This is a genomic window from Ornithinibacillus caprae (assembly GCF_009728145.1).
In the GTDB taxonomy this organism is placed as follows: domain Bacteria; phylum Bacillota; class Bacilli; order Bacillales; family Amphibacillaceae; genus Ornithinibacillus; species Ornithinibacillus caprae.
On record NZ_WOCA01000016.1, the window covers coordinates 1 to 24,172 of the forward strand.

Here is a 24,172-nt window from a genome sequence, read left to right on the forward strand (position 1 = left end):
ACAGGGAATATAAATCAGACCCCAAATTGTGTGCAAGTTGCCCATTATTAGACCAATGTACAAGATCGAAGAACCATCAAAAAGTAATAACTCGGCATCTTTGGGAAGAATTCAAGGAAAAAGTTAGATTGAATAGGTTATCACAATCTGGAAAAATGCTTTATAAATATAGAAAAGAAAAAGTTGAGCGGAGCTTCGCAGATTCGAAAGAACTGCATGGGCTTCGCTACTGCAGGTTAAGGGGATTGCACAATGCGAGTGAGCAAGTACTACTCACAGCAGCGTGCCAGAACATGAAGAAGATTGCCACACACCTAGCAAAGCTAGGCTAGGTGTGTGGGAGTTTATTTTCATTAAAAATTTCTTACTTAATGAAATAGTTATGACAGAATTAAAAAAGCTTGTAGAGAAAAAACACCTACTTTCTCTACAAGCTGGGCAGGGGAATTCCCCTGCTTTTTTTTATAAAAAGTTTTCCAACGAATAAATAAGCCTTAGGTCTTATATCAAAATATTGCTTAGGCTCATTATGAAAGAAGAGGCAATTCGGTATGATGAAGTCAAGATAAAGAAAGGAGGCAGTTTGGATGAGAAAATTCATGTTATTTATAGGAGGGCTAATTGCCTTACTTATATTACTTGCGAATCTTGGCCCAATGGTATTGTTGGGAGTTAGTGTTTGGCTACTGTATATTATCTTTAAGAAATTTCTTAAAAGCGATTCAACCGCAGGGAAAATTGGTTGGGTAATTCTTGGGCTAGTTGTACTAAGCATAACTTTTTCAAATATGTTTGCCGTAGTAGGATTAGCTGCAGCTTACGCACTGTATTTAATTGTTACGAATTGGAAAAAGGATGAAAATGACCCAGTAGTAGCTACTGTGGATGAGGACGATCCTTTTACCAATTTTGAAAGACAATGGGCAGAAATTAATAATTAAAAATGAAAGAGGAGCGATGGAAAATGACAAACATTTTTACACGAATGAAGGATTCTATTTCAGCAGATTTACATCAACTAATGGATCAAAAGGAACAAAAAAATCCAATTGCAGCATTAAATCAATATTTACGTCAAAGTGAACAGGAAAAAGAAAAGGTACGTAGACTAGTAGACCGTCAATATAAATTAAAGGACGAATTCACAAGTGAGTATCATAAAGCTCAGGACCTTGCAGATAAACGATTAAAACAAGCTAGTATTGCAGAAAAAGCAGGAGAGCAACAAATGCATGAGTTTGCAATGAGAGAATATGAGGAATATCAAGCTCGTGCAGATCGGATGAAAGCATCTAGAGAAGAAGCTGTTGAGCAATTAGAGATGCTCGAGCAAAAATATGAGGAAATGAAGCATAAATTAAAGGATATGTATTTACGCCGAATGGAGCTAATGGGGCGTGAAAATATTGCACATGCAAATCACCAGATGAACAAAGTAATGGAAGAAGTATCAGACAAGCCGTTTTCTCGTTTTGCTGAAATGGAGCGTTATATAGAAGGGCTTGAATATAAAGTGAATAGTGCATATTATAAAAGCACGTTTGATCATAAAATAGCTAAGCTTGAAAAAGAAATGCAAGAAAAAGAAAAAGCAAATTAATTATTTCTATTAAAAGTGATATACTTGATAGACGCAGGTTACTGCGTCTATTTCACTATTAATTAGGGGGTCACTATTCTTGTTTGAACGACTTAAGACAGATACGTATAACTGGATATTGATTATAGGATTGATCCTCTTTATTGTAGAGATTGTTTTCTTCCATGGTGGAATGATTATTTCTTCTTTATTTTCAGGTTTATTTACGTATATTGGTTGGAAAAATTTTAGTCGCTTATGGGGGAAAATACTTTTTTGGATTAGTGTTATCAGCTTAGTGTTTTCAATATTAAATATGTTAGCAGTTCGCTTTCTGGTGATTGTTGCGATTGTATTATTTATTATGAATTATTTAAAGAAAACACAGGACGCTGAAATTGTAAAGCCCAATATATTAACTCATCAAGAGGTAATAGTAGATCCACTCATTAAAAGGGAACCATTATTTGACCACAAACTTTTTAATGATCAAGAAACAGAAAATACTTCCTATCAATGGAGAGATATAAATATACACGGAGGATTTGGGGATCGGATTATTGATTTAAGTAATACAGTACTACCAAATGATACTGCAGTTATATCCATACGACATTTCATTGGAAATATTGAGGTCTTCGTACCGTATGAAGTGGAAGTAAGTATACATCATAGTGCGGTTTTTGGTAGAGCTCATATCTTTGGCGAAGGCCAAACAAAGCTAATGAACGAGTCTCTGTTATATCAAACGGAAAAATATGATACAACTAAGTTATCACGTGTCAAGATTGTAACCTCTATATTTTCTGGAGATATCGAGGTGAAGCGAATATGATCACTATTTTGCGACATGCTTTTACCGCGATATTGTTTGGAACGCTGATATCATTAATGATACTTGGAATAACATTACTTACTTTTCCGATTGACGATTGGAAGCTAATATTCACCCAAACGATCAGTAATGTTCCTTTTATTGTATATATATTATTTATTCCAATTACAATAGGAGCAATCTCTGGTATTACCACGGGAATTTTTTGGCGACAACGCTTTCATAAAATCACAAGACAATTAGATGAACTTGCAAAAGGTCAGAAGGTTACATTCGATGAACAACCGTATAAAGAACTAATAACGATTCAGTATCAAGTACAACAAGTTCAAGAAAAAATCCGTAAGCAAACAGAGAATGCGCAACGATTGGCAACGGAAAGAGCAAATGAACGTGAAAAAAGCCTACAAGAAATTGTCGTTCAAGAGAGAAATAGGCTGGCACGAGAACTGCATGATTCTGTTAGTCAGCAATTATTTGCAGCTTCCATGATGATGTCGGCAATAAATGAATCAAATTCTGAAATGGATTCATCTACTAAGAAGCAATTACAATTAGTCGAGAAGATGATTCATCAATCACAATTAGAGATGCGAGCATTATTACTCCACTTGCGACCAGTTGCATTAAAAGGAAAGGCATTACAAGAAGGTATCAAAGAACTACTATTAGAACTTCAACAAAAAGTTCCATTAAAGATTGATTGGAAAATTGAAGAATTTAATGTGGATAAGGGTGTAGAGGACCAGTTATTTCGAATATTACAGGAGTCTGTTTCCAATACACTTAGGCATGCAGAAGCCCAAACTTTACATGTGATGTTAATTGAACGGGATGACCTCATTATTTTTCGAATAGTCGATGATGGAGTTGGCTTTGATACAGAAAAAATACGAACAACTAGTTCCTATGGGCTTTCCAATATGAGTGAACGCGCAAACGAGGTTGGTGGAACGTTAAAGGTTATTAGCCTACCTAATCAAGGTACACGCTTAGAAGTTAAGGTTCCAAGTTTACGAAAAAAGGATGAGAGTGATGATTAAAATATTATTTGCTGATGATCATGAAATGGTTCGAATAGGTGTTTCATCGTACTTGTCTGCACAACCAGATATGGATGTCATTGCAGAAGCAGATGATGGTGGGGAAGCAGTCCGTTTAGCATTAGAGCTTAAACCGGATATCATCTTAATGGATTTAGTCATGAAGGAAATGGATGGAATTGAAGCTACAAGGCAAATTATACAGAGCTGGTCAGAAGCTAAGATAATTATTGTTACAAGCTTTTTAGATGATGAAAAGGTATACCCTGCACTAGAGGCGGGAGCAACTAGTTATATGCTGAAAACATCAAAAGCTAGTGAAATAGCCAAGGCAATTCGTTCAACATTTAATGGTCACTCTGTCCTTGAACCAGAAGTGACGGGGAAAATTATGACCAAAATGAGAGAAAAGCCTGTTGTACATTTACATGAACAGTTAACCGAACGTGAAATGGAAATTTTGCTTTTAATTGCAGCGGGAAAAACAAATCAGGAAATTGCTGATGAACTATACATTGCTTTAAAAACTGTGAAGGTTCATGTAAGTAATATTCTCGGTAAACTTGAAGTTCAAGATCGAACACAAGCTGTAATTTATGCTTTTAAACATGAACTCGTATAGTAAAAATCTGTGTATAGTTACACAGATTTTTCTATTTCACTTTCATTTTGGTAAAACCTTGTTACGAGCTCGAAAATGGACAACAGCTCATATAAAATGATCAATTTTGGTGGGAAATGAGTAGGGTGTTGTTCCTTACTTTTTGTAATTTCTTCACTATCCTCCCAAAACATGTTTGTTAACTGTTTCAGTTGTTTTTTGTGTTTCTCTTGATCAAAGTATTTTTTGCTCTTCATCCCTTCTGCCAACTCCTCGACAGATTGAAGGATAACAGATCGTTCATCTTGAGACCATGATACGTTCTCTAAAGATGTATGGAGCAAATTATCCATATGATAATGAATCATTCGGATCGTAATCATTTGTTGTTGTGCATGTTGGAATATATGTTTTTCATGACCTACTAATGGGTGATATTTTGATTCATCTTCTTGAAACTGTATCAATCGACCTACTTTAGTAGATGCTGTATGTAGCGGTGTAACAATGTCTGCATCTCTAACCTCATTTTCGTTTAAAATTAATTGAAATAGTTTTTCAATGTTTTTCCCTGTTTGCTTATTTAACCGTCGAATATGGGTGACGATATCCTTTGTGTAGTCAGGTGGTAATATGAACATGTTTACTGCAGTAGAAACGATCAATCCGATTGTAGTCGTTCCAAGCCGGATAAAGAATGAGATTAAAAAATTATTATGAATAACCTCCACCATAGCTACCGCTGTTAGAGTAGCAACGAGTAATCCTGCATGGAGTCTAAATGTAACACATGTCGCAATGGTAAAAAATGCTGCTAGTGTATATGTGATTGGTGAATTGCCAAATAACGCAATAAATAAAACTGCATATGCAGATCCGATCGCAGATGCAGGGAAACGTATAAATCCTTTCTTTATCGATTCAGATACAGTAGGCTCTAGTGTAACTATTGCTGTAATAACAGCAAAAACTGGTGGCCAACCTACCAGCTCACAGACCCAAGCGGTTATGAAAATGGCAACTGCGGTTTTAATTAATCTACTACCAATCAATTGAGTTATTTTCATCGAAACCTTCCCCTACCTACAAACTACAATTCATATTTTTTCACTTCTAGTTTATTTAATCAAGGTATTTAAGATATATTGTTTTTAGAAAAATGAAACAAAAGAGTTTCATTATATCGGAGTTAGGCGAGAAGATTCCCTCCTCAAAAGGCGACAGCATTTGGGGTGAGTATGTTTGAATTAGCAAGAAATACAATACAGATGGTATGACTGCATAATTTTGAATGACATCGGAAAAATTTACTAGTGAAAGAAAGGGGTATACTGCTACACATGGAAGCTGGTTCTGGGTATGTGGCAAAAGTTATTCCATGCGTGTCCTCTATGAATGCTCTTAAAGGTAAACGGAAGAAGAACAATTTACGGTAAAATAGAATAAAGTAGGCGGTATATATCTGAAATTGCTGTCAAAAGACAGCAATTTTTTTCTGTTTTATAGGAAAAAGCATAACTAATTGTCGTCTTTGAAATATATTTGTAACATTACTATAACATAGTTGCAATTAAATGATGATATACTACTAATTGCCTAATAAAATAGATACATGATTTAAAATAATAGATTCATTGCTATTTACATAGAATATGGCAGTGACGTGGGAAGCGAGGAAAGAAAGTTGAAAAAATCATTGATAACAATGGCCACGGTTACCGTAGTTGGTCTTGGTAGTACTTTCTTCACGGATACAGTCCATGCTGATACATTAAATGAATTGCAAAACCAACAATCACAAATTGAAAGTGAACGTTCATCTATAAAGGAAAATCTATCAAAAGCTGAAGCAGAAATAGCGGATGTTTTAATAGATTTAGAAGAGTTGAATAAGGAAATTACTAAAAACAACGAAGCTTTAAAAACGAATGAAAAAACTCTAAATGAAACAACAGAAGAAATCTCAGTTAAAGAAGAAGAGATTGCTGAATTAGAACAATCTATCCAAAAGCGTTCAGATATTTTAAACGATCGTATGGTTTCTTATCAAAAAAACGGTGGAAATATAGGATTTCTTGATATTATATTTGGTTCAAAGAGTTTTGGAGACTTAGTGAGTCGCGTATCTGCTGTCACTAAAATTACCGAATCAGATAGTGCTTTACTTAAACAACAGGAAGAAGAAAAAACGTTAGTTGAAAATAAATTAACTGAGTTAACGGATATGAAAGTCGAATTAGAAGGTATGCAGGAGTTAATTCTTGTACAAAAAGAAAAAAACGAAGAACAAAAGAAACAACTAAAACAAAAAGAGCAAGAGCTACAATCGAAAAAAGAAGAGTTAAAGATCAAAGACAGTAAACTTGCATCGATTGAAGCGGAAGTTCGTCGTAATATAGCTGCTAAGAGAACACCACCTGCTACAGCAAGTGCTAACTCTTCAAATGGTTCAAGCGATGGGAATAGTAGTAACTTAACAACATTAAGTAAAAAAGAAAGCAAGTCTTCAACACCAGTATCAGGAAGTGGAAATCTTAGTACGGTAATTAATGCTGGTTATCCATATTTGGGAGTTCCTTATGTTTGGGCAGGAAAGTCCCCTAGTGGATTCGATTGTTCTGGATTCATTTCATGGGCATTTGCCCAAGGCGGATATTCCCTACCGTCTAGTACTGCTCAATTACAGTATGTAGGCACAAAGGTCTCATACAGTGATGTCAAACCTGGCGACCTAGTATTTTTCGATACGTATAAGGTTAATGGCCACATTGGGATCTATGTTGGTAATGGTAAATTTATTGGATCTCAAAATTCAACAGGTTTAGCGGTTGCTGACATGACTTCTGGTTATTGGAAAAGTAAATTTAAGGGACATGTAAGACGTGTCGTTAAATAATATTATTATTTAAAAGGCTCTAGCAAAATGCTAGAGCCTTTTAATTTTCACCTCAGGCTTATTCCATATATAATAGAAATCGAAACTTTTTGACAGATAGTAAAATATAAGTTTTTCTGTCCTTAAAATGACAATTAAGGCAATGGCGAATGCCAAGTTTTCTAAAAAATGTAGTAAAGGGGTGTAGTCATATCATGTATAAAAAGATAGAAGAGTTTCGAAAAAGTACATATGATATTGATCCTATATTCTTGGAGCGTTGGTCACCAAGATCTTTTCTAGAAAAAGAAATTCCAACAGATATTTTAAATAGTATATTTGAAGCTGCTCGTTGGGCACCGTCTGCAGGAAATATACAACCGTGGAGATTTGTTGTGGCAAAGGAACAGTCTGATCGAAAGAGATTTTTAAGCTTTATTAATGAAGGTAATGTGGTCTGGTGTCAAAAAGCACCAGTACTAGTAGCTGTCATATCCAAAACGGAAGAAAAACGATTTGGAGGCTTCAACCAAGCTCATGCATTTGATACTGGAGCTGCATGGGGGTATCTTGCTCTAGAAGCTGCAAGGAAAGGGTTAATTACTCATGCTATGGGTGGTTTTAACAAAGAAAAAGCAATCGAGAAATTGAATATTCCACAAGGATATGCGGTTCATGCTATTGTTGCGATTGGATATCAAGGAGAGAAAGAAGCCTTGAATGAGGAGCTACGTAAACGGGAAAAGCCATCGGATCGAAAACAAATAGAGGACTTTATATCAGAAGGTGTTTTTAACGATTAATATTTAAGGGAAAGGGAGAGCAGGTTTCTTGCTACTCCTTTTTTTTTTGGATACAGATTTTAAGAGCAAGAAAGCCCATTTCTTCAAATGTGGGATGAATCCCTCTATTTTGGAAATTTAAACTAAACCAGCACAAACAGGCATTCTGTTTACACATCGGAGTAATGAGTGCCCAAAAGCTAATTAGAAAAACCAAAACGGTAACTCATTAGCAATGTAGGTATAATATTTGCGGCATGTTAAAAAATATAGTTTACGATGCCGTAGTTTAGGGTATCTTTGTAATTGTTCATATCCTTACACACTTACATTACGAGAAAGGGCGTAATTTATGAAAAAGTATACATATAAAAACCCAGTATTTTTTATCTCTGCCATTATTATTCTATTATTAGTAATTATCGGTGCTGTATTACCAGAACAATTTGGTACAGTAGCTGAAGCATTATTTAATACTACAACGAGAAATTTTGGTTGGTTTTATGTATTAGCAGTATTTGTATTTGTCTTATTTTTGATCGGACTTTCGATTAGTAAATATGGAAAGATTCGGTTAGGTCCTCCAAAGTCTAGACCAGAATATCCATTCTTTACATGGATTGGAATGCTTTTTTCAGCTGGTTTTGGTTCTGGGTTAGTTTTCTGGGGTGTAGCAGAGCCGATGAGCCATTTTTTCAACACACCATTTGAAGGATTAGAAGGACAGACAGAAGAAGCCGCAAGAATTGCCATGGGATACTCCTTTTTTCACTGGGGAGTAAGCCAATGGTCTGTATTTGCTGTAGTTGGCTTAGTGATTGCTTATCTACAGTTTAGAAAAGACAATAATGGACTTATTTCAACTTCCATTCAGCCAGTTGTTGGTAAGAATAAAGGAGTTGGAGTTACCATTGATTCATTAGCTGTTATTGCAACTGTTATGGGGGTAGCAACATCGTTAGGACTTGGAATCATGCAGATGAATGGGGGATTAAAGACGGTATTTAATATTCCTAATACAACCTGGATGCAGGTCGTAATTGCTGGTGTGATTCTTGTATTATATTTGGTATCATCAAGCACTGGTTTAAACAGAGGAATTAAATGGCTTAGTAATATAAATCTTGGCTTATGTATCGTATTACTTCTTTTTGTGTTTATTACTGGACCAACTGTATTTATCTTAAATTCATTTGTGCTTGGTTTAGGAGATTATTTAACAAACTTTGTTGAATATAGTTTACGGCTAACTCCATATCAAGGTGGTACTTGGGTAAGAGATTGGACCATCTTTTATTGGGCGTGGGCAATTGCATGGTCTCCGTTTGTTGGAGCATTTGTTGCTCGGGTATCTAGAGGAAGAACCATTCGTGAATTTGTGTTTGGTGTTTTAATCGTCCCACCAGTTCTTGCATGTTTATGGATTGCTGCGTTCGGAGGTACAGCACTTAATAGTGATTTAACAAATGGTACAGCTATTGCAGAGGCTGTAAATGCAGATATAGCTGTAGCGTTATTTGAGACGTTTGGAAATCTTCCATTGTCCAATTTGATGTCTCTGTTAGCAATTCTTTTGATCTTTACATTTTTAGTAACTTCAGCTGATTCCGCGACATATATTTTAGGAAGTATGACTTCGAAAGGTAGTCTAAATCCGGCCATATACGTGAAAATGATTTGGGGCGTACTGATTACTGCCATTGCAGTGGTTTTACTATTAGCAGGTGGATTGAATGCACTTCAGACTGCCTCATTAATTTCTGCACTACCTTTTACAGTAATTCTTATACTGATTGTTTTATCTTTTTTACGGATGGTTGGTAAGGATTATCAAAGTAAAAAAGATGCTTAAATTTGCGAAGCAGTTAAAAGAAATTAGTCTTTTAACTGCTTTTTACTGATCGTAAAAATGAGGGTGCGAAGTCATGATTCTTAACCTAGATTTCGAAAAATAAAAGATGTTGTGATGAAATCTGACTTACATGATGTTGGAAAATCTTCTATCGTTAGCTATCCTCTTAAAAACGGTAGGAACGGCGATCCTTACGAAAAATAGTTAATATAATCGAAGTTGTTATTCCAACCATAGTCACCATGATCGCCGAATAGAAAATCGTAACTTCCTCTATGATAAACGAACCTAATAATAAAACCACACAATCAAAGATAAAGATAATGATTCCTGCATTAATATGTGTAACTTTTGAAAGCATCAATGCTAACAGATCACTTGCCCCTGAACTGATATTAGCAGATAACATAATTCCTATTCCCGTACCTACCATGATACCGGCTATAAGTGAGCTGACTAAAATCGAAGGGGCATCCCATGTCGATAATGGACGAAATAGATCTATTAAAAATGAAGAAACAAATAGTCCATGAACCCCATTATAGAAATAATCACGATTATAAAAGAAAGCAATTGTATATAGTGGGACACTTAATAAAATTATAGTTAAACCAGGTTTTAATTCAAAAACATACTTACCGATTAGCCCTAATCCAATAATTCCACCATCGAGTAAATGATTGGGAATAATAAACATATTAATTCCCGCAGCAAGTAATCCACTTCCTAATAATATAGCGATCGTTTTTTTTATCACGAAGGTTCCACCTTGTCCATTTTTTCACTACTTAAAGCGTATGATTTAGAAGAACAAATGATGATAAAAAGTATGTGATGTATATTAAAATTGTCAAATATTATCGAAATAGATTAAACTTGAAGAGTATTTGGATAGTTTATTTGATTTGAGGAGATATAATGGAGGAATCGTCGTTTAACAAGTGGAAGTATCCAGTCATCCTCTTAACCTCTGTAGGAATTTCTGGATTAGGGGACTTTATTTATTTGGTAGCTATCAATATATTAGTCTATCAGATGACTGGTTCTGCTACAGCTGTTGCAGGATTATGGGTTATTGGTCCAGCAGTAAATGTGCTAACGAAGTTTTGGACTGGCAGCTTTATTGACTATCGCAGTAAACGAATGATTATGATCGTTACCGATATCATTCGAGCTGTTTTGGTTTTTAGTATTCCTTTTGTGTCATCTATTTGGGGGATCTACATTATATTAATTGGTGTAAGTACTGCCAAGGCTTTCTTTAACCCATCATCAATTACGTATATCACACAATTAGTTCCTAAAGATATTCGTAAGCGGTATAATTCGATTCAGTCATTATCTATGTCCGGTGCTTTTATTGTTGGGCCTGCAATTGGTGGTGCACTAATACTAATTGGATCTGTGGATACGGCGATATTCATGAATGCTATTTCATTTTTAATTTCAGCCATACTCTTATTTGTATTACCTGACCAGGAGAAAATTGAAAAGGATTCGATTCCTAAATTGACAATAGCACAAGTGAAATTAGATTGGCTGGTTGTTTTTCAATTCTTTAAGGAACAGAAGTATGTTGCTATTGTGTATAGTGCTTATTTAGCAACGATTATTTTTAGCTTGGCTATGGATGCGCAAGAGGTTGTGTTTACCCAACAAGTAGTAGGACTGTCTGAAATGGATTATAGTTTGCTAATTAGTATTACTGGTATTGGAGCAATTACAGGAGGGGTAATTGTTTCCATTTTCTCTAAACATCTTTCCCTTCGCTATATGATCGCCATTGGGATTTCCATGGTGACTATTGGTTATCTAATCTATGCATTTTCCTGGTCGTTTCTATCCATAACAGTAGGGTTTGTTATTCTAGGATTTTTTAATGCATTTTTAAACGCAGGAATCACTACGTTTTATCAGAATAATGTTCCTGCGATGGTGATGGGGCGAGTAACTAGCATGTTCCAATTAATTCAAAGTTTTTTACAGATCATTTTTGTATTATTAGTTGGAGCAGTGGCAGATGTTATACCACTACGAATTACTATTATTTTCTTAGCTTCTGTTATGTTAGTAGTAGCTATTACTTTAACTGTAATTGTTTTCATTTCAAGTAAGAAAATGTATTTTGATGAAACATAATTGTTTTATATAACGTAACATTTAGTGTTACAATAATGTTAATTATCTAATTTTTTAAAAATGGGGGAATTAAACTTGGAAAAAATTACACAAGCAAAAAAATCACTAAATAACGTTATTTATGGGAAAGAAGAAGTAGTAGATTTATTATTTGTTGCATTGTTTGCACAGGGGCATGTCCTCCTTGAAAGTGTTCCTGGTACAGGAAAAACAAAATTAGCTAAAAGCTTCGCGAAAGTAATGGATGGAGAATTTAATCGTGTTCAGTTCACACCAGATGTATTGCCAAGTGATGTAACTGGAATTCGTTTCTTTAATCCAAAAACGCAGGAATTTGAGCTTCGTATTGGACCAGTTGTTTCCAACGTTTTACTGGCAGATGAGATTAATAGGGCGACACCAAAAACGCAATCAAGTTTATTAGAAGTAATGGAGGAGTACCAATCAACAATTGATGGTGAAACGATTAAAGTTGAATCACCTTTTATTGTTCTAGCCACACAAAACCCTGTAGAAAGTAATTATGGTACATTTCCACTACCTGAAGCACAACTAGATCGTTTCCTATTTAAAATTGATTTAGGTTATCCAGATAAAGAGGAAGAGAAGCAAATATTAACTACTTACCGGACAAGTGATCCATACGATGAAATCCAAGCTTCGTTAACCTTAGAGGATATTCGAGAATTCCAATATCAAATAAAGCAAGTGACTATTTCTAATATTGTTTCCGATTACTTACTTGGATTAATCCATGCATCCCGAGAACATAATGATGTCGAGCTAGGAATAAGTCCACGAGGAATGCTTGCATTAATGCGTGCTGCTCAAGCACGAGCATTTTTAGATGGACGTGACTTTGTTACTCCAGAGGATATTAAAAAGTTAGCACCATACGTTTTTGAGCATCGATTAATTTTAACGATGGAAGGATCTATTAAAAAAACGTCACAGCAAGTAGTAGCGGAAATTATGAAGGAAGTGCCTGTACCTGTAGAAGAAGGGGCATTTAGCGAATGATGTGGAAAAAGGAAGTAGGTTCAGAGCATTCCAGGAGCTATGATTATATCCTTATTGCTTTGGTTGTATTCTTCTTAATTGGTGTTATTTTTAGAACTCCTGTTGCATTTATTGGCGTAGGAATATTTGCAGCATATCTAATTGTTTATAAAATTTATGACCGTGGACTTGGAAAAAGATTAGAGCTTGATAATGTCCACAAGACGGTGAAGCTTTTCCCAGGAGAAGAGACTACTTTACGGTTTGAGCTCAAAAATTATTCTGCATTTCCAATGGTTAATGGAAAGTTCAAAGTCCAATTAGGACCTTCTATTAAAGCATATACACTGGTGGAAAAGAAAAAAGATTATTGGAAGCAGTTAAAAATTCCTTTGTCTGTATTGCAGAAAAGAAACACAATAATTGAGTTTCCTGTTATTGCAGAGCAACGTGGTGTTTCAAAAGTAAATAATATTGAATTTGATTTTCCGCATTTATTAAACTTTAACTTAGTAACATTAGCTTATCGGCGTTTGTATCAAACAGAATTTATCGTATATCCTAAGTTATTACCTGTTCAGGGTGTAGAAGCGATTTTTCATATGATTCCAGGAGAAGGAAGAGCAAATTTTTCCCCATTTGAAGATATTCAAAGCCCTTTAGGCACAAGGGATTATAGTTATAGTGATCCTTTTCATCGGATCAATTGGAATGCAACTGTTAAATCACAGAAAATGCAAACCAATGTGTATGAAAGAGTTGTAGATATGTCGTATGTTTTTATCGTTAATTTAGGTACTGAAAATGATTTAAATATGTCTAGTTTTAATAAAAATTTGGAAAATCTATTAAGCTACACAGCTTACTTAAGTGAATATGCAACCAAAACTGGCGTACCGTACGAAATTTATGTTAACTCTCGTAGACCTGGTAAAGTTCCATATGTTCATTTACCAGAAGGAGAGGGGAAAACACATTTTGCTTATTCTTTAGAAATGCTTGCTAGAATCCATAAACAATCTATGATTATGCCTTTTAATCAAATGCTGTACCGTTTGGGAAAACAATTTATTAAACCGAAGACGATTATTATTATTGGGGATGTTCCGTCTGGAGCGATGGAAATGATGAGCACCTGGAAACAAACACAAAATACCGTTTTTCATGTAACTGGTACAGAGGATGGTGCAATGGTTCGACCTTTGAGGAAGGAGACAATGACAAATGCAACCTAATCTTGCTGCATCGATTACGTATGCATACCACTTTCTAAGTGAAGCAATTATTATGTTTCTCATAGCTTTGCCATTCTTTTACCATCGTTTCTCGTATGTTCCTTATGGGAGTTACTTCGTAATTATTATTGGGGCTTGTATTTTATTTTCTATCATAACTCGTTATACTACCCGTTATATCTGGTATATAGTAATGGCTCCAATATTATTTTTGGTTTTTAATAGTTTGGATTACCCAATGATTTTTACAGTGCTATTTACCCTCTTATTTGTATGGCGGTATATTGATATTCGAAAAGAAGATTTGATCAGTAGAGAAAATATCTATATATTATTTACGCTATTACTTACTGCTATTGTGAGTATTCTGGTTCGTGATAGTTTTATTATGATATATCCATTTTTACAGTTTGTTATTTTATTTCTTGGGTACATAACTAGTCAATTGGTTGTAGTAAATAAAGAGGATCGAAAACAGATTGACTTAAAATTACCTTTCTATTTTATTGGAATATTAGGACTCGGAGCAACAATTTTCTTCTTCTTATTTGAATCTGCACGTAATGTAGCATTATATGTTGGCCAGGGGTTTTTTAATGCAATCGGTGGTGTCATTCGTGGCTTTTCAAATATATTAAGCTTTCTAACGGTGGAACAACGTGGCTGGCCAGAACAAACACCAGATGATGCTAAGCATGGAGACGGCTATTGGAATCAACTTGAAGAATATAATGTTGTGGAAGGTATGTCCGTATTTCTTATTGTGGCCATCGCTATTTTATTAATTGCATTGGTTACATTTTTTATCATGATTTTGTGGCGAAAACGTTCGAAGCAAAAATTAGTCGAAGCTGAACAAAGTGATGCAGTATCCTATTCGAGTCTTTCTGGTTCCACTGGGAATAATACTTATTCAAGGAATCCTTTTAATAAGTATTTTAACAGACCAAGTGATCCGATTAGAAAATTAGTCTATCAATTCGAACGGAAGGCAGCAAAGCAGAATAAAGGTAGAAGACCATTTGAAACGATAGAGGATTGGTTTATGCGGATTAATGTCGGTGCAGATATATACGTATATCAAAAGGTGCGCTATGGTGGAAAACGTGCAAGTGACCAGGAAGTTAAATCATTAAAAGTTCAGCTCAAAGAAATGGAAGCTAAATTAGATTTATGATAGAAGGTGAGGCTGGGACAAAACAAAATCGCTTCATTGCAAAGACAATAGTTCAGGGGCAGAAGACTAGAATGTGATTTTTTTACTGCTGGGTCTAATTCGTAGTTGATGTAGAAAGCGAGGTATTCTGCCGTAGCGGTGTTATAGCAGTTGTTTCAAAGAAGCGGGAGAAAGTAAATCCATGCGAAATTTACTTCACTGTTTATACAAAATTAGCAACAAAGCTTACGAAATATCTCGAAAGAAAATCCGAAATAGTTCGGATTTTTCATTGATTGTTACACTTGTGTCTCAGCCTTTATATAAAGTAGTGTACCTATTAAAATTCCTGACAAAGGATTTGATGATTATGGAAAACAAAAATCTATTAATTACCCATGCCTATCACTTTATAAGTGAAGCTATTATCATCTTTTTGCTTTTACTTCCAGCCACTTTTCATCATTATGAAGGTATTCCTTATTGGATTTACTTAGTTATTATAAGTTGTATCTGTATTCTATTTTCGTTATATGCTAAGTTCGATTGGAACCATGTACCTTATATAGTTACGGTCCCAATTATTGTATTACTTTTTCATATAGTTGGCTTACCGCTCCTATTAAGCATTATTCTGGCTTTATTATTAACTTGGAGATACATAGCAATACGTAGTGAAATGCATATCAAACGGGAGAACTTTTATCTTATCACAACAATTATCTTAGGTACTGTATTGGCAATTTTTATAAGGGATTCCCAAGCATTAATGTTTGTTTTTATTCAATTGATACTTGTTGTCATAGGAAATATTATTAGTCACACTGCAGTGATTAAAAAAATAGACCAAAAAGCATTTAATCGAAGCTTTTGGTATCGATTTTTGGGGATTCTTTCATTTGCGTCTTTATCATTTTATTTATTAACAGATGTAATCCGAAATGCCTTTTTAGAAGGATATTTATACATTACCAATGGACTCATTTCAGGTTTAAGTAATATGCTTGGATTTTTACCAGATATTAAGTTGGAGGATTTTGTGGATTATGGTGCAGAAGATTCACCAGCAATTGGAGAATTAGAAAATCCAGTATATCAAAAATCTATTAGTGAAATTCCATTAGTTGCCATGATTTATTTTGGATTAACAGCCCTTGCTATCGGGTTAGGAGTATTCTTGATCATTAGATATTTTAGAACACGTTTTAATTTTAAAAAAGAAGTACAGGAAGAAAAGAATCTCTATCAAAAATCGGAAGAAAAACTAGCACGTGTAAAGACACAAAAGCGAAAATATCGAAAACAGTTTAAAAAGATTGACCACCCCGTTCGTAAAGTCATCTATCAATTTGAGCATTATGCAGCCAAACATCAAAAAGGTAGAAAACATTTTGAAACGATAGAGGAATGGTTACGAAGAATTGGCTATAATGCAAATTTAGAAGTGTACCAAAAAGTTCGTTATGGTGATATAGATGTGAGTGACAAAGAAGTAGAACTATTACTCGTTGAAGTTGGAAATATGGAAGTTAAGTTAAAAAATTAAAGGTATGTTGAAGCTTGAAAACTATATTTTATCTTGACGTAGATCAGAGAGTTCATGTTATAGTAGAATGGATATTCGAAATTAAAAAAACTGTATGATTATGACTCGAGTGAAGGATTACTAAATGTAAAATTGATAATAAATAGATATTAAAATAGTTTTCTAGGGTTCCGCATATATGATGGTCTGGTCCGAGAGAAAACGCACTATGTGTACACGGAGGGACAAAAGCCCGGGAGGATATCTGATAATTGATATCTTCTCGGGTATTTTTTATCCCGCATAAAGGGGAGTAAGAACCCCCTACTGATTGAAGATTTTATCTATGAGGTGATTTACGTTGAATAAAGCTTGGTTATTTGTTTTTGGTGCAGGGATATTTGAAATAGGCTGGGTTGTTGGATTAAAGTATGCAAACACTTGGTGGAGTTGGGGATTAACCGTTGTTGCGATATACGCTTGTATGCATTTATTACTGATTGCTTCCAAGAGATTGCCAGTTGGTACCACATATGTCGTATTTACTGGGATGGGAACAACTGGAACTGTTTTGCTAGATATGCTTGTATTTGGAGAGCCCTTTCAAGTTGCCAAACTGCTTTTAATTGTTGTCTTATTAATAGGAGTTATTGGACTAAAAGCCGTTACGGTGGAACAGGAGGGAGACAGGTAAATGGATTGGTTATATTTATTGATAGCTGGAATTGGAGAAGTGGTTGGGGTAATCGGTATCAATAAGGTAAATCAGAAGAAGAGCGTTACTTCCTTTGGATTCTTAATTGGTGGTTTTTTGGTAAGCTTTATATTTTTATCATTAGCAATGGATACGATCGCAATGAGTACTGCTTATGCGGTATGGACTGGAATGGGCACAGTTGGGAGTGCGGTAGTTGGTATGCTCGTATATGGAGAATCAAAGGACTGGCGACGAATACTATTTATTAGTATGGTTCTATCCGCTGCAGTTGGATTGAAGCTTATCTCATAACAAGGTAACGATCAATCCAACCACACCGATAGAAACGATCATGGAGCTAGTAACATAGGATAGAGCTGTGCGATATTTTTTAGCGATCAACAATTGAATGGTTTCATTTCCAAAGGTAGAGAAGGTTGTATACGCACCACAAAAACCAACTCCTACCAAAAGCCATAATCCATCTGTGATAGCACCATTACTATAAAAGTGAAATAAAAATCCTAACATAGTAGAGCCGGTAATATTGGCAATCCAAGTACCGAGAAAATGTTTGTTTGCTTTTATTGAAATATAAAATCGGAGGATACTGCCAAGAAAACCACCGCATGCTACTAATAAAAAGTTCATGAAGTAGCCCTCCTTATACTAGGAGATATTCTATATCCAACATAACATAGAGCTAGTCCACCAAATAAATTACTTGTCAGATAAATGATAGCTAATAGTATACTAGTATTCCATGTTGTTATCACCTCGACTGCGAAGGTTGAAAATGTCGTAAACGATCCTATTACTCCAGTAGTTAAAGCAGTAAATAGCTCTGGAGTGAGCTTATCCTTTAATAAATGATGGTTTAAAAGATAACTTAATAAAAAACAGCCAATTAAATTTGCGATTAAGGTTGCAAATGGAAATATACTATCTTCTACAATAACTAAAGCGATACTATATCTAGAAATTGCACCGATCATACCACCGATACCAACAGCGAATACTAGTTTAAGACTTATGCTAGTTGACATTTTGGACATAGTCCATAGATTTCAAACTTATGGTCTTCAATAGCATAATTGTGCAGTGTTTTTTTCACTTCATTCATTGGGCAAACTTCAATCTCTTTTGTTTTCCCACAATCTTTACAAATAAAATGATGATGGTGGTGATGAGTGCAATTCATCCGAAAATGTTTTTCTCCATTTAACTCGGTTGTCTCCAAAATTCCAACTTCATTATAAAGGTGAAGGTTTCGATAAACAGTATCAAAGCTGATACCGTCATACGATTCCTCTAAATATTGAATAAGATCTTTTGCTGTACGATAGCCGTCTGCTTCCTCAAAGAAAGTTAGAATGTCCTTCCTTTTTCCTGTTGTTTTATAACCATGTTCCTTTAGTAACTCGATTGCTTCTGCTATATTCATTGTCTATCCCTCACTTTTGTTTTCGATAACGTAATTGTTTTAAGCCAATGGAAAGCAATAATATAATTATAGAAACCATAACTATTGTACCCCCAGGTGGGATACTCAAATAATAACCAGATACTAATCCAATAATAACAGCTAATTCACCAAAAACAATAGATAAAACCATCATTTGTTTAAATCCTTTTGCTAGACGCATACTTGCCGCAACAGGTAAAGTCATTAGTGCTGAAACTAAAAGGACCCCAACTATACGTATGGAAGCGGCGATTACTAATGCTGTTAGTATAATAAATAAAAAATGAATTCGTTTTGCGTGAATACCCGAAACGGTTGCATGCTCTTCATCAAAAGATAATGTAAAAAGTTCTTTATAGAATAATGAAATGATTAGAACGATAAAAATGGATATACCAAGTATGGTTAGGAAATCATTTTTACTTACGGCTGAAACAGAACCAAATAAATAATTAAATAATTCGGTATTAAAGCCATCAGCCAGGGCAATAAAAACGACGCTCAAGCCAACTCCACCGGATAAGATGATAGGTATAGCGATTTCTTGATAGGCCTTATAAACTCCACGTAATTTTTCAATGAAGATTGATCCTATAACAGAAAAAGCCATCCCACTGTAGAGTGGTGTAATCAATGTAAATGCAAATTTCTTTTCCATAAATAAACCAAATGCAATTCCCGCTAATGTGACGTGAGATAATGCGTCAGCAATTAAAGAGAGCCTGCGTACTACAATAAATGTTCCCAAAAGAGGTGCGATAATTCCAATTAAAAGTCCTGTTAAAAAGGTATTTCTTAAAAAGTCAAACTCTAAAAAATCTGCAAGCATGTGTTGTTCCTCCAACTCCAATATTAATGATCATGTGTAACAAGGTTTACAGGATGACCATAAACTTTCGATAAATCATGTTCGGATAGTTCAAGATACTCCTCGGGATTACCATGAAAATGTAATGATTTATTTAAGCAAGCAATATCTGTAGCATACTCGGTCATTGTTCCAGTGTCATGGGTAACTAAGAGTAGGGTAATTTGCTGTTTCGTATTTAATTCATGTAGTAGTTCATAAAAGCGTTGGACATTTTCATAGTCAACGCCTACAGTTGGTTCATCCAGGATTAATAGTTCTGGATCACTAACCAGTGCACGGGCAATGAAAACGCGTTGTTGTTGACCACCAGATAGATTTCCAACATTCTCATACGTGTACTCACTCATACCGACAAGGTCAATAGCATGAAGTATTTTGGCTTTATGCTTTTGATTGAAAAATCTTAAATAACCAACCTTGGCTGTTAGTCCCATAGAAACAACTTCATAGACCGTTGCTGGAAATCCTTTATTAAATGAATTTGATTTCTGAGAAACAAATCCGATTTTATTCCAATCTTTAAATTGTTCAAATGGTTTATTAAAAATTGTAATGGAACCATGGTCGGGTTTCATTAATCCTAAAATTAGTTTAATGAGTGTTGTTTTCCCCCCACCATTTGGTCCGATAAGACCCATAAATGCACCACGGGGAAGGATAAAATCAATATGATCAAGTACCTGTTTGTGTTCATAGGTAAAACTGATATTTTTCATAGAAATGATTGGCTCGTTCATGAAATCTCTTCCTTTCTTTAGTTCGTAGCAAGGTCAAGTACTTTTAAGTTTTCTTCCATTAAGGTTAAATATTCTTCATCATTTTCAATGTTTTCATCAAGTAATACGGATAAATTATGAATAACTAGTGCCTCTGCATCGATATGATCTTGAATAATTTTAGATACACGGTTGGAACTGTTTTGTTCAAATATAATGTAATGAAGATTACTTGATTCAGCCTGCTCAATAATCTCAGTTAATTCCTTTTGCGATGGCTCATCACTAGATGATAATCCATGAATAGAAATTTGCTCAAGTCCATATCGTTCTTCCCAATAACCATATGCTGAATGGGATACGAGTATTTTCTTATTCGTTTTGTCTATTAACGTTTGTTGATATGATTCCTCTAGATTTAATAAATCAGTTTCCAATTCATTAAAATTAGAAATGTAATATTCTTCTTTTTCTGGGTTTAGTTCGATTAACGTATCTAAAACGAGGTGTGACATTTTCAACATGCGTAACGGGTCAAGCCAAATGTGTGGATCATGATCGCCGTGATTATGCCCATCATCACTATGTTCTTCATCATGTTCATCTTCTAAATGTGTTTCGACTGTAGCTTCAAATAATTCTTCATGCTCCCCTAGTTCAACTATGGATACATCTTCGGAAGAAAGTGCTCCTGCCATACTTTCAGCAAAAGCCTCCATTCCAGAGGTGAGATATATAAATGCATCACTTCTTGCTACTTCCGTCATTTTTTTAGAAGTGGGCTCATAGGTATGAGCGTCACCCCCTGGAGGGTAGACAGTATTAACTGTAACAGTCTCAGCTCCAATTCTCTCTATAGCAAATTGAATCGGGTATATAGTTGTGTATACAGTAAGATCTACATCCTTATCTGTTGTTGTAGTTGAATCTGTTGATGTACAGCCAATTGTAATTAATCCAGTCAGTAATAATAATATAATTCCAAGTATGTTTTTCATAGGTGTATTCCTTTCTTATGTTGCATAAGTTCAACTAAGGTTTTGCCATAAATGCAAGGGAATAGTTATGTTTTCTAAATGATCATTCCGTTTTCTATCATATCGTAATGGTTACGATTTGTAAATGAGAATGATTACGATTAAAATGAAGGAAGATTTTTTCTCTTCAATGTCATTAATTTTCCACCAATAAATAGAACATATTCGATTGTTAATAGAATACAAATATCGTTTTACTGTGAAATTTTCTAAAAAATTTAATTTATTTTTATTGCGAAACATTCAAATATATTTTATAGTAGAGTATAGATGGACGGAAAAAAGCTGTCTTTTATTTTTTAGCAAAAAATGAATGAGTATTCATTCAAATTTGATTGGGGGATAAAATATGAAGCGAACAATCAAGCGTGCTGCAGTTTTAGGTTCTGGTGTTATGGGTTCTGGAATTGCTGCTCACTTGGCGAACGTGGGAATACCAACGATTATGCTTGATATTGTACCGCGAGAATTAACCAAGAAAGAGGAGCAAAAGGGCTTAACATTAGAGGATCAGGTTGTGCGCAATCGAATTGCTACAGAAAGCAAAAATGCTTTACTAAAACAAAAGCCATCTCCAATTACTACAAAGGATAGCCTAGATTTAATCGAGGTTGGAAATATGGATGATGATATGGAGAAATTGGCGGATGTGGATTGGATCATAGAAGTGGTCGTTGAAAACCTAGAGATTAAGAAAAAGGTCTTTGCTAATGTGGATACGTATCGTAAGCAAGGATCTATTGTAAGCTCGAATACATCTGGTATATCTGTAGAAGCTATGGCTGCAGATTGTTCAGAGGATTTTCGAAAACATTTTCTAGGGACTCATTTTTTCAATCCACCACGTTATTTGAAATTGCTTGAGGTTATCCCAACAAAGGATACAGACCCTGAAGTATTAGAATTTATTAAAACGTTTGGAGAAAATGTCTTAGGTAAAGGTGTTGTTGAAGCGAAAGACACGCCAAACTTTATTGCTAATCGTATTGGAACGTATGGATTACTGGTAACTTTAAGGGAGATGCTAAAAGGTGGATATAGTGTAGGAGAAGTGGACTCTGTAACAGGACCAATGATTGGTCGTCCGAAAAGTGCAACATTTCGTACCCTTGATGTTGTTGGTTTAGATACATTTATCCACGTAGCCAAAAATGTATATGACCAGGTTGAAGGAGAAGAAAAAGAAGTTTTTGATGTTCCCGACTTCATGCTTAACATGCAAGAAAAAGGCTGGTTAGGTGCAAAAAGTGGTCAAGGCTTTTTCTTAAAGAAAAAAGGGAAAGATGGAAGCACAATTTACGAATTGAATCCAGAAACATTAGAATATGAGGATCGAAAAAAATTAAAAACAGCAGCTACGGAGATGGCCAAACAAGAAAAAGGCTCTCGTCGTAAATTGAAAGCGCTTGTATCTGCTAAAGGTGACCGAGCTGGGGATTTGATTTGGTCAATTTTAAAACCAGCACTTATTTATTCAGCAGAATTAACCGGAGAAATTGCAGATGATATTTTATCTATTGATCAAGCGATGAAATGGGGATTTGGCTGGGAAATTGGTCCATTTGAAACATGGGATGCAATAGGTCTTGCCAAATCAGTTGAACGAATGCAAGAGGAAGGGGACACAGTACCTGATTGGGTGCTAAACATGTTAGAAGCAGGACATGATTCATTCTATAAAACGGAAAATGGAACTGTTTATTACTATGATCAAGGAGAGTATAAACAGCAGAACTTCAATCCAAAAGAGATTAATATAAAGCGACTTAAGGATGTAAATGGAGTTATTAAGAAAAATACTGGTGCGAGTTTAATAGATTTAGGTGATGGTGTAGCGGGTCTCGAATTTCACTCGCAAAGCAATGCGATTGGTTTAGATATCATACAAATGGTGAATTTCGCCATTGAAGAGGTTGGCAAAAATTACGAAGGGCTTGTCATTGGTAATCAAGGTAAAAATTTCTGTGTTGGTGCAAATTTAGCAATGATGCTAATGGAAGCACAAGATGACAACTTCTTTGAATTAGACATGGTTGTTCGACAATTCCAAAACATGACAATGAATATAAAGTACTCTGATAAACCAGTTGTTACTGCACCATTTAACATGACATTAGGGGGCGGTGCTGAAGTTTCCTTACCTGCAGCAGCAATCCAAGCATCAGCTGAGACGTATATGGGTCTTGTTGAATTTGGTGTTGGGTTAATTCCTGGTGGTGGTGGAACGAAGGAGCTTTACTTAAAAGAGCTTCGTAATTTACCAAAAGGAATTGACTTTGATTTAACTAAAGTTGCTAATGATGTATTTGAAAAGGTAGCGATGGCAAAAGTATCAACCTCTGCTGCTGAAGCAAGAGAGAATGGTTTCTTGGATCGAAATGACCGTATAAGTGTCAATCCAGATCATCTAATTCATGATGCAAAAGAGAGAGTACTCGAGCTAGCTAGAAGCGGTTATAACGCACCAGCACCGGAAAAGATTCCTGTTGTTGGAGAAGCGGGTTATGCTGCAATGGTCTTAGGAGCAAAAACACTACAATTTGGTGGTTATGCATCAGATCATGATGTAAAAATTGCAGAAAAATTAGCATATGTATTATCAGGTGGTCGGATTAAAGAAGGTACGCTAATTGATGAGCAGGTAATGCTTGATTTAGAACGTGAAGCATTCTTAAGTTTGATTGCAGAACCAAAGACTCAAGCAAGGATGCAGCACATGTTGGTTAAAGGAAAACCATTACGTAATTAATAGAAGAGGGGGAGAA

25 protein-coding genes and 1 riboswitch are annotated in these 24,172 nt (G+C 35.1%); of the genes, 17 read left to right on the forward strand and 8 right to left on the reverse strand.

The window, feature by feature from the left end; translation table 11 throughout:
• The 6 genes from GMD78_RS16520 to GMD78_RS16545 all read left to right on the forward strand — a co-directional run.
• Nucleotides 1–332 (forward strand): transposase (locus GMD78_RS16520; protein ID WP_196493696.1); only part of this gene is annotated, 332 nt, incomplete at its 5' end.
• Between the two features lie 255 nt (nucleotides 333–587).
• Nucleotides 588–941 (forward strand): lmo0954 family membrane protein, encoded by a 354-nt coding sequence (locus GMD78_RS16525; RefSeq protein WP_155670302.1) that lies wholly within the window; start codon nucleotides 588–590, stop codon nucleotides 939–941.
• A gap of 23 nt (nucleotides 942–964) precedes the next feature.
• Nucleotides 965–1,600 (forward strand): PspA/IM30 family protein, encoded by a 636-nt coding sequence (locus GMD78_RS16530; RefSeq protein WP_155670304.1) that lies wholly within the window; start codon nucleotides 965–967, stop codon nucleotides 1,598–1,600.
• A 79-nt stretch (nucleotides 1,601–1,679) separates the two neighbouring features.
• Complete coding sequence (liaF, locus tag GMD78_RS16535) at nucleotides 1,680–2,414, forward strand: cell wall-active antibiotics response protein LiaF (RefSeq protein WP_155670306.1); 735 nt, start codon at nucleotides 1,680–1,682, stop codon at nucleotides 2,412–2,414.
• A complete protein-coding gene (locus GMD78_RS16540) occupies nucleotides 2,411–3,457 on the forward strand; it encodes a sensor histidine kinase (protein WP_155670308.1) in 1,047 nt (348 codons plus the stop codon). The genes liaF and GMD78_RS16540 overlap by 4 nt, the downstream gene beginning before the upstream one ends.
• A complete protein-coding gene (locus GMD78_RS16545; RefSeq protein WP_155670310.1) occupies nucleotides 3,450–4,079 on the forward strand; it encodes a response regulator in 630 nt (209 codons plus the stop codon). Before GMD78_RS16540 ends, GMD78_RS16545 begins: the two co-directional genes overlap by 8 nt.
• Nucleotides 4,080–4,096: 17 nt before the next feature.
• On the opposite strand, the gene GMD78_RS16550 is transcribed toward GMD78_RS16545, so the two are convergent.
• Nucleotides 4,097–5,125: an FUSC family protein gene (locus GMD78_RS16550; RefSeq protein ID WP_155670312.1), complete on the reverse strand. Its 1,029-nt coding sequence runs from the start codon at nucleotides 5,123–5,125 to the stop codon at nucleotides 4,097–4,099.
• 617 nt (nucleotides 5,126–5,742) lie between these two features.
• Between GMD78_RS16550 and GMD78_RS16555 the strand changes: the two genes are divergently transcribed.
• From GMD78_RS16555 to GMD78_RS16565, 3 genes are all read left to right on the forward strand, one after another.
• A complete protein-coding gene (locus tag GMD78_RS16555; protein ID WP_246187682.1) occupies nucleotides 5,743–6,954 on the forward strand; it encodes a C40 family peptidase in 1,212 nt (403 codons plus the stop codon).
• Between the two features lie 194 nt (nucleotides 6,955–7,148).
• Nucleotides 7,149–7,736 (forward strand): nitroreductase family protein, encoded by a 588-nt coding sequence (locus GMD78_RS16560; protein ID WP_155670314.1) that lies wholly within the window; start codon nucleotides 7,149–7,151, stop codon nucleotides 7,734–7,736.
• A 331-nt stretch (nucleotides 7,737–8,067) separates the two neighbouring features.
• Nucleotides 8,068–9,567, forward strand: coding sequence for a BCCT family transporter (locus GMD78_RS16565; RefSeq protein WP_155670316.1), 1,500 nt, complete (start codon nucleotides 8,068–8,070; stop codon nucleotides 9,565–9,567).
• 166 nt (nucleotides 9,568–9,733) lie between these two features.
• On the opposite strand, the gene GMD78_RS16570 is transcribed toward GMD78_RS16565, so the two are convergent.
• Entirely contained in the window at nucleotides 9,734–10,324 is a 591-nt protein-coding gene (locus tag GMD78_RS16570) for a YitT family protein (RefSeq protein ID WP_343042401.1), read from the reverse strand.
• 161 nt (nucleotides 10,325–10,485) lie between these two features.
• Between GMD78_RS16570 and GMD78_RS16575 the strand changes: the two genes are divergently transcribed.
• From GMD78_RS16575 to GMD78_RS16605, 7 genes are all read left to right on the forward strand, one after another.
• Complete coding sequence (locus GMD78_RS16575) at nucleotides 10,486–11,706, forward strand: MFS transporter (RefSeq protein WP_155670318.1); 1,221 nt, start codon at nucleotides 10,486–10,488, stop codon at nucleotides 11,704–11,706.
• Nucleotides 11,707–11,781: 75 nt separating this feature from the next.
• A complete protein-coding gene (locus tag GMD78_RS16580; protein WP_343042403.1) occupies nucleotides 11,782–12,726 on the forward strand; it encodes an AAA family ATPase in 945 nt (314 codons plus the stop codon).
• On the forward strand, nucleotides 12,723–13,940 hold the full coding sequence (locus tag GMD78_RS16585; protein WP_155670322.1) for a DUF58 domain-containing protein: 1,218 nt from the start codon (nucleotides 12,723–12,725) through the stop codon (nucleotides 13,938–13,940). Before GMD78_RS16580 ends, GMD78_RS16585 begins: the two co-directional genes overlap by 4 nt.
• A complete protein-coding gene (locus tag GMD78_RS16590; protein ID WP_155670324.1) occupies nucleotides 13,930–15,117 on the forward strand; it encodes a hypothetical protein in 1,188 nt (395 codons plus the stop codon). The genes GMD78_RS16585 and GMD78_RS16590 overlap by 11 nt, the downstream gene beginning before the upstream one ends.
• 349 nt (nucleotides 15,118–15,466) lie before the next feature.
• Nucleotides 15,467–16,642, forward strand: coding sequence for a hypothetical protein (locus tag GMD78_RS16595; protein ID WP_155670326.1), 1,176 nt, complete (start codon nucleotides 15,467–15,469; stop codon nucleotides 16,640–16,642).
• A 151-nt stretch (nucleotides 16,643–16,793) separates the two neighbouring features.
• Nucleotides 16,794–16,883: riboswitch (guanidine-I (ykkC/yxkD leader) on the forward strand.
• A 99-nt stretch (nucleotides 16,884–16,982) separates the two neighbouring features.
• On the forward strand, nucleotides 16,983–17,315 hold the full coding sequence (locus GMD78_RS16600) for a DMT family transporter (RefSeq protein WP_155670328.1): 333 nt from the start codon (nucleotides 16,983–16,985) through the stop codon (nucleotides 17,313–17,315).
• Nucleotides 17,316–17,630, forward strand: a complete 315-nt coding sequence (locus tag GMD78_RS16605) for a DMT family transporter (RefSeq protein ID WP_155670330.1) — start codon at nucleotides 17,316–17,318, stop codon at nucleotides 17,628–17,630. It abuts the gene before it with no gap.
• On the opposite strand, the gene crcB is transcribed toward GMD78_RS16605, so the two are convergent.
• Genes crcB through GMD78_RS16635 form a run of 6 tightly spaced genes read right to left on the reverse strand, consistent with a single transcriptional unit; the run spans nucleotide 17,625 to nucleotide 21,368 of the window.
• A complete protein-coding gene (gene crcB, locus GMD78_RS16610) occupies nucleotides 17,625–17,969 on the reverse strand; it encodes a fluoride efflux transporter CrcB (protein WP_155670332.1) in 345 nt (114 codons plus the stop codon). The two genes, GMD78_RS16605 and crcB, sit on opposite strands and share 6 nt — an antisense overlap.
• Nucleotides 17,966–18,364, reverse strand: a complete 399-nt coding sequence (locus tag GMD78_RS16615) for a fluoride efflux transporter FluC (RefSeq protein WP_155670474.1) — start codon at nucleotides 18,362–18,364, stop codon at nucleotides 17,966–17,968. Before GMD78_RS16615 ends, crcB begins: the two co-directional genes overlap by 4 nt.
• On the reverse strand, nucleotides 18,349–18,762 hold the full coding sequence (locus GMD78_RS16620; protein WP_155670334.1) for a Fur family transcriptional regulator: 414 nt from the start codon (nucleotides 18,760–18,762) through the stop codon (nucleotides 18,349–18,351). The genes GMD78_RS16615 and GMD78_RS16620 overlap by 16 nt, the downstream gene beginning before the upstream one ends.
• A gap of 10 nt (nucleotides 18,763–18,772) precedes the next feature.
• Nucleotides 18,773–19,612 (reverse strand): metal ABC transporter permease, encoded by an 840-nt coding sequence (locus tag GMD78_RS16625; RefSeq protein WP_155670336.1) that lies wholly within the window; start codon nucleotides 19,610–19,612, stop codon nucleotides 18,773–18,775.
• Between the two features lie 23 nt (nucleotides 19,613–19,635).
• On the reverse strand, nucleotides 19,636–20,391 hold the full coding sequence (locus GMD78_RS16630) for a metal ABC transporter ATP-binding protein (RefSeq protein WP_155670338.1): 756 nt from the start codon (nucleotides 20,389–20,391) through the stop codon (nucleotides 19,636–19,638).
• 17 nt (nucleotides 20,392–20,408) lie between these two features.
• Nucleotides 20,409–21,368: a metal ABC transporter solute-binding protein, Zn/Mn family gene (locus GMD78_RS16635; RefSeq protein ID WP_155670340.1), complete on the reverse strand. Its 960-nt coding sequence runs from the start codon at nucleotides 21,366–21,368 to the stop codon at nucleotides 20,409–20,411.
• A gap of 388 nt (nucleotides 21,369–21,756) precedes the next feature.
• On the opposite strand from GMD78_RS16635, the gene GMD78_RS16640 reads away from it, so the two are divergent.
• The gene (locus GMD78_RS16640; protein WP_155670342.1) at nucleotides 21,757–24,156 is read left to right on the forward strand and encodes a 3-hydroxyacyl-CoA dehydrogenase/enoyl-CoA hydratase family protein; all 2,400 of its coding nucleotides are present in this window, start codon (nucleotides 21,757–21,759) and stop codon (nucleotides 24,154–24,156) included.
• Nucleotides 24,157–24,172: the final 16 nt, after the last annotated feature.

Excerpts from the sequence above, each read along its gene's own strand:
- GMD78_RS16525 (WP_155670302.1), top strand. The coding sequence starts at position 588 with ATGAGAAAATTCATGTTATTTATAGGAGGGCTAATTGCCTTACTTATA.
- GMD78_RS16530 (WP_155670304.1), top strand. The coding sequence starts at position 965 with ATGACAAACATTTTTACACGAATGAAGGATTCTATTTCAGCAGATTTA.
- GMD78_RS16540 (WP_155670308.1), top strand. The coding sequence starts at position 2,411 with ATGATCACTATTTTGCGACATGCTTTTACCGCGATATTGTTTGGAACG.
- GMD78_RS16545 (WP_155670310.1), top strand. The coding sequence starts at position 3,450 with ATGATTAAAATATTATTTGCTGATGATCATGAAATGGTTCGAATAGGT.
- GMD78_RS16550 (WP_155670312.1), bottom strand. The coding sequence starts at position 5,125 with ATGAAAATAACTCAATTGATTGGTAGTAGATTAATTAAAACCGCAGTT.
- GMD78_RS16560 (WP_155670314.1), top strand. The coding sequence starts at position 7,149 with ATGTATAAAAAGATAGAAGAGTTTCGAAAAAGTACATATGATATTGAT.
- GMD78_RS16565 (WP_155670316.1), top strand. The coding sequence starts at position 8,068 with ATGAAAAAGTATACATATAAAAACCCAGTATTTTTTATCTCTGCCATT.
- GMD78_RS16575 (WP_155670318.1), top strand. The coding sequence starts at position 10,486 with ATGGAGGAATCGTCGTTTAACAAGTGGAAGTATCCAGTCATCCTCTTA.
- GMD78_RS16585 (WP_155670322.1), top strand. The coding sequence starts at position 12,723 with ATGATGTGGAAAAAGGAAGTAGGTTCAGAGCATTCCAGGAGCTATGAT.
- GMD78_RS16590 (WP_155670324.1), top strand. The coding sequence starts at position 13,930 with ATGCAACCTAATCTTGCTGCATCGATTACGTATGCATACCACTTTCTA.
- GMD78_RS16595 (WP_155670326.1), top strand. The coding sequence starts at position 15,467 with ATGGAAAACAAAAATCTATTAATTACCCATGCCTATCACTTTATAAGT.
- GMD78_RS16605 (WP_155670330.1), top strand. The coding sequence starts at position 17,316 with ATGGATTGGTTATATTTATTGATAGCTGGAATTGGAGAAGTGGTTGGG.
- crcB (WP_155670332.1), bottom strand. The coding sequence starts at position 17,969 with ATGAACTTTTTATTAGTAGCATGCGGTGGTTTTCTTGGCAGTATCCTC.
- GMD78_RS16615 (WP_155670474.1), bottom strand. The coding sequence starts at position 18,364 with ATGTCAACTAGCATAAGTCTTAAACTAGTATTCGCTGTTGGTATCGGT.
- GMD78_RS16620 (WP_155670334.1), bottom strand. The coding sequence starts at position 18,762 with ATGAATATAGCAGAAGCAATCGAGTTACTAAAGGAACATGGTTATAAA.
- GMD78_RS16625 (WP_155670336.1), bottom strand. The coding sequence starts at position 19,612 with ATGCTTGCAGATTTTTTAGAGTTTGACTTTTTAAGAAATACCTTTTTA.
- GMD78_RS16630 (WP_155670338.1), bottom strand. The coding sequence starts at position 20,391 with ATGAACGAGCCAATCATTTCTATGAAAAATATCAGTTTTACCTATGAA.
- GMD78_RS16635 (WP_155670340.1), bottom strand. The coding sequence starts at position 21,368 with ATGAAAAACATACTTGGAATTATATTATTATTACTGACTGGATTAATT.
- GMD78_RS16640 (WP_155670342.1), top strand. The coding sequence starts at position 21,757 with ATGAAGCGAACAATCAAGCGTGCTGCAGTTTTAGGTTCTGGTGTTATG.